Below are 14,200 nucleotides of genomic sequence, written 5' to 3'. Positions count from 1 at the left end.
CATCTTGGATAATGGTTTTATCAGCTAAGTATATAAAAATATTATGTCTACATAGAAAGCAAAAAAGCGGTCAATACTCAGTATTGACCGCTTTTTGTTAGTCTGAGCTAAGGGTTATTTTAACCCTTTTTTCTCTAGACCCGCATAGATAATTTTTTGCTGAGTAATCGCTACTAAGTTACCTACCAACCAATATAGAACCAGACCTGCTGGGAACCATAGGAAGAATACGGTAAAGATTACTGGCATCCACTGCATCATCTTAACTTGCATTGGGTCCATAGTCGGTGCCATTGGCTGCATTTTCTGCATAACGAACATCGAGATACCCATTAAGATTGGCATTACATAGTATGGATCTTGTACTGATAAGTCAGTAATCCAAAGCATGAACGGTGCGTGACGCAATTCAACACTTTCTAGTAATACCCAATACAGTGCGATGAAAATTGGCATCTGTAGCAAGATTGGAAGACAGCCACCCATAGGGTTAACTTTCTCTTTCTTGTACAGTTCCATCATAGCTTGACCCATCTTCTGACGGTCATCACCAAAACGCTCTTTCAGTTCAGCAAGCTTAGGCTGTAGATTACGCATTTTCGCCATAGAGGTGTATTGCGCTTTCGTTAGCGGGTATAACATACCGCGAACTGTAAGTGTGATTAGAATAATTGCAAGACCCCAGTTACCTACGATTGACTGGAAGAACATCAATAGTTTGTAAATAGGAACTGCTAGCCACCATAGGAAACCGTAATCAACTACGAGATTCAAAGAATCTGATAGCGCAGAAAGAGCTTCTTGATCTTTAGGACCTACATAGAATTCAGCTTTAATGCTTTGCTCTGTACCCGGTGCGATATCATATAGCGCACCACGGAAACCTATGTTAGCTAGGCCACCAGCACTCACACTTGAGAAGATAATGTTCTTATCATTCGCAGGTGGTACCCATGCAGATACGAAGTAATGTTGTAGCATCGCAACCCAGCCGCCAAGTGTTGACTTGTCGAGGTTTTTATCTGCCATATCATCGAAGCTATATTTCTCGTAGCGAGTATCCGCTGTAGAGAATGCACCACCACGATAAGTAGGCATCATCATGCTGCTTTCGCTCTTCTTAATGCTGTGCTTGATTTGTCCATACATTTGAACTTGAAGCTGAGCATCAGAAGTGTTGTTGATTTTATAATCAACAGCGATGTTGTACTTACCACGAGTGAAAACGAAAACTTTGGTATAAGTCACGCCTTTATCACTAACATAAGTTAGTGGCACGTTAAGAGTGTCTTGGCCATCAGCCAATTTGTACTCACGTGAAGCGCTATCAAAGTGAGCTCGACCTTTTACACTGCTGTCGATACCGTCACGACCAATAAGGCCACTTTGCGCGATGTAATAGATATCATTTGTTTGCTCTAGCAGGACGAATGGGTCGTCACCGTTTTCCTCAAGTTTATGAGAAAGTAGTGCAGAATAAACAATATCACCGCCAACTGGATCAATTTTGATTTCTAGTTGGTCAGTAAATACGGTGATTAGTTCTTTAGATGCTGGAGTCGCTTCAGGCACTGCTGAATCAGCGTCAGGTACGTCTGAACTATGGGCGTCAGCTACAGTAGAAGCTGGGATAGAAGATTGTGTTTGAGCTGCTGCCACTGGTTGAGGCGCTTGATCTGCTTGCCACTGTTGCCACAGTAGAAAGCTGACAAACAGCAAACCGATCAGCAATATATTGCGTTGAGATTCCATAACCTATTTATCGCACCTATGTTTTTTGTTAGGGACGGGGTCTTCACCGCCCGGATGTAAAGGGTGACATCTTAATATGCGTTTTGCTGCAAACCAACACCCTTTCACCACTCCATGCAAACGAATTGCTTCGATTGCGTAATGTGAACACGTTGGATTAAAGCGACAACGAGGCCCCAGCATGGGGCTTATGAGTAGTTGGTAACCACGAATAATCGTAGTTGCTAGCCATTGTAACGGCGAGAGAGTTTTCGCCATAGCTTTTCTACTAAGTTTTTAAGTTCTGCGTTTTCCATATCAAGCACGCCATTTCTGACAAGTACAACGATATCCACAGCGGGTAGATCATGCTGGTGTAAACGGAAATTATCTCTAATGACACGTTTAATACGGTTACGTTGATTTGCTTTTTTGACATAACGCTTGGCAACAGTTAGTCCTAAACGAGGATGTTGTTCAGAATTAGGAATTGCAAGTAAGGTTATTTCAGCGGAGGACGCTTTGATAGGTTTGGTAAATACAGATTTAAATTGCGCGGGAGTTAACAAACGTAACTCCCGCGTAAAGGTATAGCTAGTCACTTGCATTTCTACGATTACGCAGAAAGACGAGCGCGACCTTTAGCACGGCGACGTGCGATGACCTTACGGCCACCTACAGTAGCCATACGAGCGCGGAAGCCGTGAGAACGCTTGCGCTTCAGGTTGCTAGGTTGAAAAGTACGTTTACTCATTATGGCAATCCGTCTTTGTTAGGTTAATAATCCTTAAATCCTATAAAATAGAACTAAGGGCAAAAAAGAGGCCGAATTGTAATCACTTTAGTTATGCACGTCAACTATCAATCAGTGCAAGTGATTAAATATTAGTTCCTCAGGAAATACTTCGACTGTTTTACTCCACTATAATGTGTGGATAACTCTGTGAGTTACCACTACATCTTGTGGTTTTGTAGATCAAATAGCAGATCGAAAGCTATTTATTATAGATCGAACTGGATCGCTTTATAAAGCTGGATTTGCTGTGAAATTGATATTTTTTGATCGCAATGGATCTTTTAAGATCGTGATCTTAATGAATAGTTGATCTATCTGGGGATAAATCTATTTAAAGGATAGCGATCAGCGTGATCTCATTATAGAATAGGCCTCTTTTGTATGATCTTTTGGGGATAACTAGTGGCGGTTTCACTTTGGCAACAATGTATCGCAAGGCTGCAAGATGAGCTTTCTGCTCAGCAATTCAGTATGTGGATAAGACCGTTACAAGCAGAAATGGAAGGCGATACGCTCGTCATCTATGCGCCTAATCGTTTTGTGTTGGATTGGGTTAGGGATAAATACCTAAATATCATCAACCAATTTTTTACTGAACAAATGGGTAACGATGCGCCAAGTTTGCGTTTTGATATCGGTAGCCGTCCGTCGGCTAAACCAGTTGTTCAGGCCACTGCTGCAGTAAGAACTAGCAGACCTGCTAGTAGAGAAGTCGCTAAACCTTCTTTTAATACTCCGCACGCAGAGCCAATGGCTAATGCTAATCATCGCAGTAACATTAATCCGACTTACCAGTTTGATAACTTTGTTGAAGGTAAATCAAACCAATTAGGTAAAGCGGCTGCTTTGCAGGTGGCTGAAAATCCTGGTGGTGCTTATAACCCGTTGTTCCTTTATGGCGGCACGGGTCTAGGTAAGACTCACCTATTGCATGCTGTTGGTAATGGAATTATTAAAAATAAGCCAGATGCAAAAGTGGTTTACATGCATTCTGAGCGTTTTGTGCAAGACATGGTTAAGGCGTTACAAAATAACGCTATCGAAGAGTTTAAGCGTTACTACCGTAGCGTTGATGCTCTCTTTATTGATGACATCCAATTCTTCGCTAACAAAGATAGATCTCAAGAAGAGTTCTTCCATACCTTTAACGCATTGTTAGAAGGTAATCACCAGATCATTTTGACGTCGGATAAATACCCGAAAGAGATCGATGGTGTAGAAGATCGTCTTAAATCGCGTTTTGGCTGGGGTCTAACGGTTGCTATTGAGCCACCAGAGTTAGAAACCCGTGTGGCGATCTTGATGCGAAAAGCACAAGAGAGTGGCATTAACTTACCTGATGAAGTGGCTTTCTTTATTGCTAAGCGTTTACGTTCAAACGTACGTGAGCTTGAAGGGGCATTGAATCGTGTTATTGCCAACGCTAACTTTACTGGTCGTCCGATTACTATCGACTTTGTGCGTGAAGCACTACGTGACTTACTGGCTCTACAAGAGAAGTTAGTTACTATCGATAATATTCAAAAAACAGTCGCAGAATATTACAAGATTAAGATGGCTGACATGTTATCTAAGCGTCGTTCACGTAGTGTGGCACGACCAAGACAGATGGCAATGGCGTTATCTAAAGAGTTAACTAACCAAAGCTTACCTGAAATTGGTGATGCATTTGGTGGTCGTGACCACACAACTGTATTACACGCTTGTCGTAAAATTGCGCAGTTGCGTGAAGAAAGTCATGACATTAAAGAAGATTATGCTAACTTGATAAGAACTTTATCTTCTTAATATCAGGGATATTGAACCAATGAAATTTTCAATTGATAGGGACGCCTTACTAAAACCGTTACAACTTGTTAGTGGTGCGGTAGAAAGACGTCACAACTTGCCAATCCTGGCAAACCTTTTAGTTGAAGTGAGTAATCACTCACTTAAGTTGACCGGTACTGATTTAGAAGTTGAATTAGTCGGTGAAGTACAACTTGAAGGCGACATCGTTGAAGGTCGTACAACAGTTCCTGCGAAGAAGTTTTTGGATATTGTTAAGTCTTTACCCGATCAGGTTGAGCTTAAGGTTGAGCAGCAAGAAAATCGCTTATTATTACGCTCAGGTCGTAGTCGTTTTACATTAGCGACTTTGCCTGCTGAAGAATATCCAAATGTAGAAGCATTTGAAGCGGAAATTGAGTTTACGCTCAAGCAAGGTACGATGAAGTCGTTGATTGATTCAACGCAGTTCTCTATGGCTAACCAAGACGTACGTTACTACTTAAATGGTTTGTTACTTGAAACTGAAGGTAATGTACTGCGTGCAATCGCTACGGATGGTCATCGTTTGGCATTAAGCCATCGCCAAATCGAAGCTACGTTGCCTGAAAAGCAAGTGATTGTGCCGCGTAAAGGTGTGCTAGAACTAATGCGTTCATTTGAAGCTGACGATCTAGACGTAACGATTGCAATTGGTGACAATGCGATTAGAGCGACAACTGCTACAGCGGTATTTACCAGTAAGTTGGTTGATGGTCGTTTTCCTGATTACCGTCGAGTGCTACCCAAAGGTGGCGACAAGATAGTGATAGCCAGCCGACTACAGCTAAAGCAAGCATTACTGCGTGCTTCTATTCTGTCGAATGAGAAGTTCCGTGGTGTACGTGTCCAGCTGGAAAACAATTTAATTAAGATCACTGCTAATAACCCTGAACAGGAAGAGGCGGAAGAGATCTTAGATGTTGAATATGAAAACACACCATTAGAGATTGGTTTTAACGTTAGTTATTTACTCGACGTATTGAATAACCTGCCTTCTGATGATGTGCGTATTACCTTGATTGATGGTAACTCAAGTGCATTAATCGACAATCACATAGAACAAGATTCTATGTATGTTGTTATGCCAATGCGTTTGTAGTACTTACGCTGTTATATCTTCGTATATGGTTAACCAGATAAACGACTCTAATGTCTTTATCTGGTTAATTGTATTACTCCCCTTAGCTTTTCCCCCTCGCAGTCATAAGGTTATTAATGAGTCTTAACCGTCTTCATATTGAATCTTTTCGCAATATAACCTCTGCCAAACTAGAGCCGAGTGATGGTTTAAATCTTATTTATGGCCACAACGGTAGTGGCAAGACCAGTATCTTAGAAGCTATTTACTTTCTTGGTATGGGACGTTCTTTTCGCAGTCATTTATCGCAAAGGGTTATCAATAATGACTCAGATGCTTTAACGCTATTTGCTAATATGCAAAGCGGAGAAGAGCTGAGCAAAATTGGCTTACGTCGTTTTAGAAGTGGTGATATTGAAGTTAAAATTAATGGTGATAAAGTAAAACGTTTATCGACATTAGCTGAAACTTTACCTATTCAGGTGATCACCCCTGAAAGCTTTTCTTTACTTTTTGAAGGGCCAAAATCAAGACGGCAGTTTATTGATTGGGGGGCATTTCATTCTGATCCACGCTTTTATGCCGCTTGGGTCAATGTTCGCCGAATTTTAAAACAGCGAAATCAGCTACTAAGAGATGGTTCACCCTATAGTTCAATACAATTCTGGGATAAAGAATTTATTCGCTATGCTGAACTGGTAACTGACATAAGAAAGCAATATGTAGACTCGTTAAATGAGCTACTTAAGGGTATAATCGGAGAGTTTTTACCTCAGGTTGATGTTAAGGTTTCTTTTACCCGAGGATGGGATGCTAAAACCGAGTATGCACAGCTACTCGAGACGCAATATCCTAGAGATTTAGCCACAGGCTATACCGTCAGTGGGCCACATAAAGCCGATTTACGTTTGCGGGTAGGAACCCTACCGGCACAAGACGCTTTATCTCGTGGTCAGCTGAAATTATTAGTCTGTGCATTACGCATTGCACAGGGAAAGTTGCTAAAACAACAAATAGATAAAAAAAGTATTTATCTGGTGGATGACCTTCCATCGGAATTGGATGCAAAGCATAGAAAACTATTGTTACAGCAATTAGCTGATACCGGGGCACAAGTTTTTGTCACGGCTATTGAGCCTGCAGCGATAGTGGATTCGTTAATCACGCCGCCAAGTAAGATGTTCCATGTGGAACACGGTTGTGTAACGGTAATTGAATAACCGACGAGAGAATAATATGTCAGAGAATAGTTATGATTCTTCGAGTATTAAGGTTCTAAAGGGCCTTGATGCGGTACGTAAAAGACCAGGCATGTACATTGGTGATACTGATGATGGTACAGGTCTACATCACATGGTATTCGAAGTAGTCGATAACTCTATCGATGAAGCGTTAGCGGGCCACTGTAACGACGTTATTATCACAATCCATGCAGATGGTTCTGTATCGGTTCGCGATGACGGTCGTGGTATTCCGGTATCTATCCACGAAGAGGAAGGTATCTCTGCTGCTGAAGTTATTATGACCGTACTTCACGCCGGTGGTAAATTCGATGATAACTCTTATAAAGTATCGGGCGGTTTGCACGGTGTTGGTGTGTCAGTTGTAAACGCGCTATCTTCTAAGCTGCAGATGACTATTCGTCGTGACGGCAAGGTATATGAGCAGTTTTACACTCATGGTGTACCTGATGCGCCAATTACTGCTATTGGCGAAGCAACGAAGACGGGTACTGAAATCCGTTTTTGGCCAAGCGCAGAGACTTTCTCTGATGTCTTGTTCCACTTCGATATTTTAGCTAAACGTGTTCGTGAATTATCTTTCCTGAACTCAGGTGTTGGTATTCGTTTAGTTGATGAGCGTGATAACCGCGATGAATTCTTCAAGTATGAAGGTGGTATCAGTGCATTTGTTGACTACTTAAACGTTAATAAAACACCAGTAAACAAAGAAGTGTTTCACTTTATCCAAGAGCGTGACGACGGTATTACTGTTGAAGTCGCTATGCAGTGGAACGATGGCTTCCAAGAAAACATCTTCTGTTTTACTAACAACATTCCTCAGCGCGATGGTGGTACCCACTTAGCTGGCTTCCGTGGTGCGTTGACACGTAACTTGAACAACTACATGGAACGTGAAGGCTATAACAAGAAAGGTAAGACTGGTGCAACGGGTGACGATGCACGTGAAGGTCTAACTGCTGTTATCTCTGTTAAAGTTCCAGATCCTAAGTTCAGTTCTCAGACGAAAGACAAGCTTGTTTCAAGTGAAGTAAAGTCAGCTGTTGAGCAGACAATGGGTGAACAATTGGGTGATTACCTAATGGAACATCCAAACGAAGCTAAGATGATTGTTGGTAAGATTATCGATGCTGCGCGTGCTCGTGAAGCCGCACGTAAAGCACGTGAAATGACTCGCCGTAAAGGTGCATTAGATTTAGGTGGTTTGCCTGGTAAACTTGCTGACTGCCAAGAGAAAGATCCTGGTCTTTCTGAAATTTACATAGTGGAAGGGGACTCTGCTGGCGGTAGCGCCAAGCAGGGACGTAACCGTAAGAACCAAGCTATTCTGCCACTAAAAGGTAAGATCTTAAACGTTGAAAAAGCACGTTTTGATAAGATGCTATCTTCTCAAGAAGTTGCCACGCTAATTACTGCACTAGGTTGTGGTATTGGCCGTGACGAATACGACCCAGATAAGACTCGTTACCATAACATCGTTATCATGACCGATGCTGACGTCGACGGCTCGCACATTCGTACATTGCTGTTGACCTTCTTCTTCCGTCAAATGCCTGAGCTTATTGAGCGTGGTTATGTGTATATCGCACAGCCTCCGCTATATAAGGTTAAAAAGGGTAAGCAAGAGCAGTATCTGAAAGATGATCCTGCATTGACAGAGTACTTAACAACTCAAGCACTTGATAATGCCAATATCTACCCATCGCAAGGTGCACCAGGCATGTCTGGTCAGCCATTAGAGCGTTTGGTTAATCAGTATCGTGAAGTGGAAGCTATCATTGCTCGTTTAGAGCAACGTTACCCAACCAACATCACTGATCTAATGCTTTATCATCCAGCTATTACCAATGAAGTGTTAGCTGATGAAGCACAAGTTAAAGCTTGGGCTGACGTATTTGTTGCTGATCTTATAGATAAAGAAACTGGCGGTATTTTATATAGTGCTGAGCCAGTTCTAGATCCTGAGCGTCAAGTTTATCTGCCTAAGATTACGATTCGTAAGCATGGTATTGATACCCACTATATGTTCTCATACGACTTCTTCCAGTCTACTGATTACCAGCGCATCGTTAAGATGGGTGCTGAAATCAATGGCCTAATTGAAGACGGTGGTTATGTGCAACGTGGTGAGCGTACTAAAGATGTCGTGAGCTTCGTCGAAGCATTAGATTGGTTGATGAACGAGTCTAAGCGTGGCTTATACATCCAGCGTTATAAAGGATTGGGTGAAATGAACCCTGAGCAATTGTGGGAAACTACAATGGATCCAGAATCTCGCCGTATGTTGCAAGTAACAATTGAAGATGCGATTGGAGCTGATCAGCTGTTTACTTGTTTGATGGGTGATCAAGTTGAGCCGCGTCGCGACTTTATTGAAGCTAATGCGCTTAATGTGGCAAACCTCGACGTTTAAGTTTATTTTTGTAGGTAAACTTAACGATAGAGTAAAATCGGTGCTATAGGCACCGATTTTTTTGTTAACAACCCAGTACCCGGTCATAATAAATTGTTCAGTAAAGCGTTCAGAAAACTATTTAATATCAGAGAGCAGGTGGTAATAGAAAAGCCAAAGAGTTTTAGTGGCTCTATGGAGCATTTTCAGCCTATATCGAGTGAAACTCCCCGTGTAACAGTAGCAGCTCAATCTAAAGTTGATAATCCTGTTGTAGCTATCGACCTCTCTGCATTGTTTTATAGCTTACTATTTCCAAGCACACAGTTAAACGGTACCGCTAATGAGCTTGAAAAAAGCGTTTTTAGACGCGTAGAGGCTGCGTTAGCCTCGCCTAAGGCAATTGCTGAGCGCGTACTTAAAATGCCAACTCAGGTTGCCGCATTAGACAAGCAACTTGCGGATGAAAGTTGTGATACTAAAGCGCTATTGGCATTAATAGAGAAAGATCCTGTATTAAGTGTCGAAGTGCTTAAACTGTGCAACTCACCATTATTTAAACGCAGTGATAAAGAAGTCACTAGCCTGCAACTAGCATTGGTTCAGCTGGGAAGAGACCAGATCCGCCGTTTTGTCACTAGCGTTATGATGCGCAAGATTATTGAAGTTAAACCAATATACTTTAGGCGTTTTGGTAGCCAAATTTGGCGTCATTCAATGCAAGTGGCTTACCTCGCAAGTGAGTTAACAGACGAAGATCCTGATAGTGCATTTCTACTCGGCTTACTGCACGATGTGGGTAAGATAGCTATTTTTAAATTATTGTTAGAAGCCTTTAAACAGGCTGAACCTGGTGAACAGCCATGTTCTAGTTTGTTTAGACAGGTTATGACCACTAAGTCTTTAAGTTTGAGCGCCTTACTTGCCCGTTACTGGGAGCTACCATCGTTGTTTGAATCAGAGCTTAGTCGACTTGCAGTTGTTGATACCAAGCCTGCTGGGGGCCTTGCTGACGTGATTTGGCGTGCTAATCTAATTAGTGAATGCTCTATGTTAATTGAGGCGGGTAAGTTACAGCCAGAGCAATTAGATAGGTTGTTATATGATGCAGGTATAGACAGTGATACATTTAATCTATTGCATGAGAAGCTGGTACTATTTTGATAGTGTAACTTAGAACAATAAAAAAACGCGCCTTAGGCGCGTTTTTTATATCTGCTTATTACTTATTGAAGTAACGAGATATCCGCGGCATGTAAGAACTGCTCGCGTAGGCTAGAAAGTAGTGCTAAACGGTTGTTCTTAAGTGCTTCATCATCAGCCATTACCATCACATCTTCAAAGAAGGTATCAACACTTTCACGTAGACTTGCTAGGAGTGCTAATGCTTCTTGGTAGTTAGCGGCAGCAAATAGCGGCGCCAATTGTGGGTGTAATTCTGCAAGCTTTTCAGCCAGTGCTTTTTCAGCAGATTCAACAAGTAGCTTGTCATCGATAGCAGCTGGTAGCTCACCTTCAACTTTAGCTAAAATGTTAGATACACGCTTGTTAGCAGCAGCTAGAGCAGAAGCTTGCTCAAGTGTTCTGAAGTGAGCAACAGCTTTAATGCGGCTTTCAAAATCTGCAGGAGCAGTAGGGCGACGAGCCAGTACGGCTAAGATCACATCTACACTTACACCCTGATCTTGATACCAAGCACGGAAGCGAGCCATAAAGAACTCAAGCACTTGCTCTGCAACATCATCGTTAGTTAGGTTTTCACCGTGTAGCTCTTGTGCCTTAGCAATTAGGTCTACAAGATCTAGTGGTAAATTGTTTTCTAAACAGATACGAAGCACACCAATTGCAGCACGACGCAGTGCAAATGGATCCGCAGCACCTTTTGGTGCTTGGCCAATACCAAAGATACCTACTAATGTATCTAGCTTTTCAGCTAATGCCACACAAATTGAGATTGGTGCAGTTGGTACGGTATCGCCAGAAAACTTAGGCTTATATTGTTCAGACAGTGCTACAGCTACCGCTTCAGTTTCACCGTTTAGGCGTGCGTAATGCATACCCATGGTGCCTTGAAGGTCAGTAAACTCCATTACCATGTTAGTCATCAAATCTGACTTTGATAATAGACCTGCACGTGCGGCTTCTTCGCTGTTAGCATCAATGCTAGTAGCAATGTAACCTGCCATAGCAGAGATACGCTCAACGCGTTGCTTAATTGTGCCAAGTTGCTTTTGGAAAATAACTGTTTCTAGGCTAGCAAGGCGAGCTTCTAGTGTGTCTTTCTTATCGGTTTCAAAGAAGAACTCAGCATCGGCAAGACGTGGACGAACCACTTTCTCGTTACCTGCAATAATCTGCTGTGGATCTTTAGATTCGATGTTAGTCACGAAGATAAAGTTAGGTAGCAGTTGGCCAGTCTTATCAAATACAGGGAAGTACTTTTGATCACCTTTCATGGTGTAAACCAAGGCTTCTGCTGGTACGTCTAAGAACTTTTCTTCGAAGCTTGCTGTAAGCACAACAGGCCACTCAACGAGTGAAGTCACTTCTTCCAGTAAATCATCTTCTAGATCAGCTACACCGCCAATTTTAGTGGCAGCCGCTTCAGCATCAGTTTTGATAATCGCTTTACGTGCTTCGTAATCTGCGAGTACTTTGCCTTTCTCTTTAAGTGCGATTAAATAGTTGTCTGCATGATCTAGCTCAAAGCTAGATTCACCCATAAAGCGGTGGCCACGAACAACGCGGTCAGATTTAATACCTAGTAATTCGCCATCAACCACTTCACTACCCAGTAGCATAGTTACAGTGTGAACAGGGCGGATAAACTGAGTTGTGTTGCTACCCCAGCGCATTGGCTTTGGGATCGGTAACTTGTCTAATGAGCGCTGCGCCATATCGGCGATTAGGCTTTTAGTTTCAACACCAACAACGCGAGCTTGGTGCAGTAGCCATTCGCCTTTATCCGTCTTTAAACGCTCAGCTTGCTCAACAGTAATACCGTTACCACGAGCCCAGCCCATAGCGGCTTTAGTCGGGTTACCGTCAGCATCAAAAGCTTGAGCTACCGCTGGACCGCGCTTTTCAACCACTTTGTCTGCTTGTGCTAGCGCAAGTTGGTTGATACAAATAGCTAAGCGACGTGGCGCAGCGTGCCATACTGCAGACTCAAAGCTCAATTCAGCTTTAGTTAGCTCTTCAGTAAAATTAGCTAGAAATGATTCAGCTAGTTTACGCAGTGACTTTGGAGGTAGTTCTTCTGTACCGACTTCAATCAGTAAGTTTTCAAAATTCATCAGTTAATCCTCTACTTACCGATAGGGAAGCCAAGTGCTTCACGAGATTGATAGTAAGCTTCAGCCACGCCTTTAGCCATGGTGCGAACGCGTAAAATGTAACGCTGGCGCTCAGTAACTGAGATTGCATGGCGAGCATCAAGTAGGTTGAATGCGTGAGAGGCTTTCATTACCTGCTCATAAGCAGGCAAGGCGAGAGGTTTTTCTAATGTGAGAAGGTGCTGACAAGCAACTTCACAGTCATCAAATGCTCTAAATAAGACTTCAACATTGGCATGTTCAAAGTTATAAGCAGATTGCTCAACTTCATTCTGATGGAAGATATCGCCATACATAACTTTGCCCATTGGGCCGTCAGTCCATACTAGATCATAAACGTTATCCACTTCTTGGATATACATAGCAAGACGCTCTAGACCGTATGTGATTTCACCCGTGACCGGTTTACACTCAAGTCCACCGACTTGCTGGAAGTAAGTAAACTGAGAGACTTCCATGCCGTTCAACCAAACTTCCCAGCCTAGACCCCAGGCACCAAGAGTTGGTGATTCCCAGTTGTCTTCAACAAAGCGAACATCATGGATGTCCATGTCGATGCCTGCAGCTTCTAACGATCCAAGATATAGCTCTTGGATGTTATCAGGAGAAGGTTTTAGTACTACTTGATACTGATAAAAGTGCTGTAGACGGTTTGGGTTGTCACCGTAGCGGCCATCGGTAGGACGACGACTTGGTTGTACATAGGCACAACTCATCGGCTCTGGGCCTAGCGCTCTAAGGAAAGTCATAGGGTGGAATGTGCCTGCACCGACTTCCATATCTAATGGTTGAACAATTGCGCAACCTTGCTGCGCCCAGTATTCCTGTAGGGTCATAATAAAACCCTGGAATGTTTTTACGTCGTGTTTGGTCGTCATATCCGCTTGTCTACTGCCTGGAAGCTTTAATAGAAAATGGTATCGATTATACCTTGTAGAATTACGCTTATGTAGGTTATTTTTTATCTGTTAGGTTAAAAAATTAGGGAAATAGCAATGGAAGTGACACGTTGTGCTTGGGTAGGACAAGATCCTATCTATCAAGAGTACCATGACAAAGTTTGGGGCAGGCCGGTTTATGACAGCCGAGAGCTGTTTGAAAAGCTGTGTTTAGATGGCCAACAAGCGGGATTATCTTGGATTACTATCCTCAAAAAACAGCAAAATTATGAGGCCGCATTTGCTAATTTCGAGCCTAAGATTATTGCGACTTTTGATGATGAGAAAGTTGAAGAGCTAATGCTCAATCCTGGAATTGTACGTAATCGCCTCAAAGTAAATTCAATCATTAAAAATGCTAAAGCTTATTTGGTTTATACCGAGCAGGGCAATGATTTTTCTAAATTCTTGTGGGAGTTTGTTGGTGGTAGTCCCAAGGCGAACCACTTTGAGTCGGTGCAACAAGTTCCAGCACAAACCACTGAATCAGAAGCTATGTCTAAAGCACTTAAAAAGATGGGCTTCAATTTCGTAGGGCCAACAATTTGTTATGCCTTTATGCAGGCGGTCGGAATGGTGAATGACCACACCTCTGATTGTTTTTGTTATGGTGAAGAAGGTACTAGGAAAAGCTAAGAAAGATCCTAGGGACTAGGAAAGGCAAAGCAGAGGCGAATGCTTCGCTGACGGTAAAGAATAAAAAGTTTTATTTTGTAGTTCGGGCTTTAGCCCTTCAATTAAGTGATATATAAATTTTCTCAGGGAATCAGAAAAGAGTCATAGTCCACAGCACTTACACATTCTTAGAAATTCTAAAAATATAAATGAGTAATAAAGGTTAGGGCTGTTAGATTAATGCTAGAACCTAGAACCTAGAACC

General features: G+C 42.4%; 12 protein-coding genes. 6 read left to right on the top strand and 6 right to left on the bottom strand.

Annotated elements, in window-relative coordinates; genetic code table 11:
- Positions 1-114: 114 nt before the first annotated feature.
- From yidC to rpmH, 4 genes are read right to left on the bottom strand one after another with little or no spacing between them, the layout of a single operon-like run.
- Positions 115-1,752: a membrane protein insertase YidC gene (yidC, locus tag AB4298_RS18685; RefSeq protein ID WP_249000587.1), complete on the bottom strand. Its 1,638-nt coding sequence runs from the start codon at positions 1,750-1,752 to the stop codon at positions 115-117.
- A 3-nt stretch (positions 1,753-1,755) separates the two neighbouring features.
- Positions 1,756-2,010 (bottom strand): membrane protein insertion efficiency factor YidD, encoded by a 255-nt coding sequence (gene yidD, locus AB4298_RS18680; protein ID WP_249000586.1) that lies wholly within the window; start codon positions 2,008-2,010, stop codon positions 1,756-1,758.
- Complete coding sequence (rnpA, locus tag AB4298_RS18675; RefSeq protein ID WP_249000585.1) at positions 1,977-2,333, bottom strand: ribonuclease P protein component; 357 nt, start codon at positions 2,331-2,333, stop codon at positions 1,977-1,979. The genes yidD and rnpA overlap by 34 nt, the downstream gene beginning before the upstream one ends.
- 14 nt (positions 2,334-2,347) lie before the next feature.
- Complete coding sequence (rpmH, locus tag AB4298_RS18670) at positions 2,348-2,485, bottom strand: 50S ribosomal protein L34 (RefSeq protein WP_011867659.1); 138 nt, start codon at positions 2,483-2,485, stop codon at positions 2,348-2,350.
- Between the two features lie 444 nt (positions 2,486-2,929).
- On the opposite strand from rpmH, the gene dnaA reads away from it, so the two are divergent.
- The 5 genes from dnaA to AB4298_RS18645 all read left to right on the top strand — a co-directional run bounded on the left by dnaA (position 2,930) and on the right by AB4298_RS18645 (position 10,211).
- Positions 2,930-4,315 (top strand): chromosomal replication initiator protein DnaA, encoded by a 1,386-nt coding sequence (dnaA, locus tag AB4298_RS18665; RefSeq protein WP_202723631.1) that lies wholly within the window; start codon positions 2,930-2,932, stop codon positions 4,313-4,315.
- Positions 4,316-4,334: 19 nt separating this feature from the next.
- The gene (dnaN, locus tag AB4298_RS18660; protein WP_371987880.1) at positions 4,335-5,435 is read left to right on the top strand and encodes a DNA polymerase III subunit beta; all 1,101 of its coding nucleotides are present in this window, start codon (positions 4,335-4,337) and stop codon (positions 5,433-5,435) included.
- A gap of 116 nt (positions 5,436-5,551) precedes the next feature.
- Positions 5,552-6,634, top strand: a complete 1,083-nt coding sequence (gene recF / locus AB4298_RS18655) for a DNA replication/repair protein RecF (RefSeq protein ID WP_249000583.1) — start codon at positions 5,552-5,554, stop codon at positions 6,632-6,634.
- A 16-nt stretch (positions 6,635-6,650) separates the two neighbouring features.
- A complete protein-coding gene (gene gyrB / locus AB4298_RS18650; protein WP_249000582.1) occupies positions 6,651-9,068 on the top strand; it encodes a DNA topoisomerase (ATP-hydrolyzing) subunit B in 2,418 nt (805 codons plus the stop codon).
- A 93-nt stretch (positions 9,069-9,161) separates the two neighbouring features.
- A complete protein-coding gene (locus AB4298_RS18645) occupies positions 9,162-10,211 on the top strand; it encodes an HDOD domain-containing protein (protein ID WP_371987879.1) in 1,050 nt (349 codons plus the stop codon).
- A 62-nt stretch (positions 10,212-10,273) separates the two neighbouring features.
- On the opposite strand, the gene glyS is transcribed toward AB4298_RS18645, so the two are convergent.
- Positions 10,274-12,343: a glycine--tRNA ligase subunit beta gene (gene glyS, locus AB4298_RS18640; protein ID WP_249000580.1), complete on the bottom strand. Its 2,070-nt coding sequence runs from the start codon at positions 12,341-12,343 to the stop codon at positions 10,274-10,276.
- 11 nt (positions 12,344-12,354) lie between these two features.
- Positions 12,355-13,260, bottom strand: coding sequence for a glycine--tRNA ligase subunit alpha (gene glyQ, locus AB4298_RS18635; RefSeq protein WP_249000579.1), 906 nt, complete (start codon positions 13,258-13,260; stop codon positions 12,355-12,357).
- Positions 13,261-13,377: 117 nt separating this feature from the next.
- On the opposite strand from glyQ, the gene AB4298_RS18630 reads away from it, so the two are divergent.
- Positions 13,378-13,956, top strand: coding sequence for a DNA-3-methyladenine glycosylase I (locus AB4298_RS18630; protein WP_371987877.1), 579 nt, complete (start codon positions 13,378-13,380; stop codon positions 13,954-13,956).
- The last annotated feature ends 244 nt before the right edge of the window (positions 13,957-14,200 follow it).

This window comes from Shewanella sp. 10N.261.52.F9 (assembly GCF_041471165.1).
Taxonomy (GTDB): Bacteria; Pseudomonadota; Gammaproteobacteria; order Enterobacterales; family Shewanellaceae; genus Shewanella; species Shewanella marinintestina.
The sequence above is the reverse complement of the archived record's forward strand: the minus strand, read 5'-3'. Positions and strand labels throughout refer to the sequence as shown.

What these genes read in the sequence shown, in the direction of transcription:
- AB4298_RS18630 (WP_371987877.1), top strand. Translation starts at nt 13,378, where the DNA reads ATGGAAGTGACACGTTGTGCTTGGGTAGGACAAGATCCTATCTATCAA.
- gyrB (WP_249000582.1), top strand. Translation starts at nt 6,651, where the DNA reads ATGTCAGAGAATAGTTATGATTCTTCGAGTATTAAGGTTCTAAAGGGC.
- yidD (WP_249000586.1), bottom strand. Translation starts at nt 2,010, where the DNA reads ATGGCGAAAACTCTCTCGCCGTTACAATGGCTAGCAACTACGATTATT.
- glyS (WP_249000580.1), bottom strand. Translation starts at nt 12,343, where the DNA reads ATGAATTTTGAAAACTTACTGATTGAAGTCGGTACAGAAGAACTACCT.
- rpmH (WP_011867659.1), bottom strand. Translation starts at nt 2,485, where the DNA reads ATGAGTAAACGTACTTTTCAACCTAGCAACCTGAAGCGCAAGCGTTCT.
- yidC (WP_249000587.1), bottom strand. Translation starts at nt 1,752, where the DNA reads ATGGAATCTCAACGCAATATATTGCTGATCGGTTTGCTGTTTGTCAGC.
- dnaN (WP_371987880.1), top strand. Translation starts at nt 4,335, where the DNA reads ATGAAATTTTCAATTGATAGGGACGCCTTACTAAAACCGTTACAACTT.
- recF (WP_249000583.1), top strand. Translation starts at nt 5,552, where the DNA reads ATGAGTCTTAACCGTCTTCATATTGAATCTTTTCGCAATATAACCTCT.
- glyQ (WP_249000579.1), bottom strand. Translation starts at nt 13,260, where the DNA reads ATGACGACCAAACACGACGTAAAAACATTCCAGGGTTTTATTATGACC.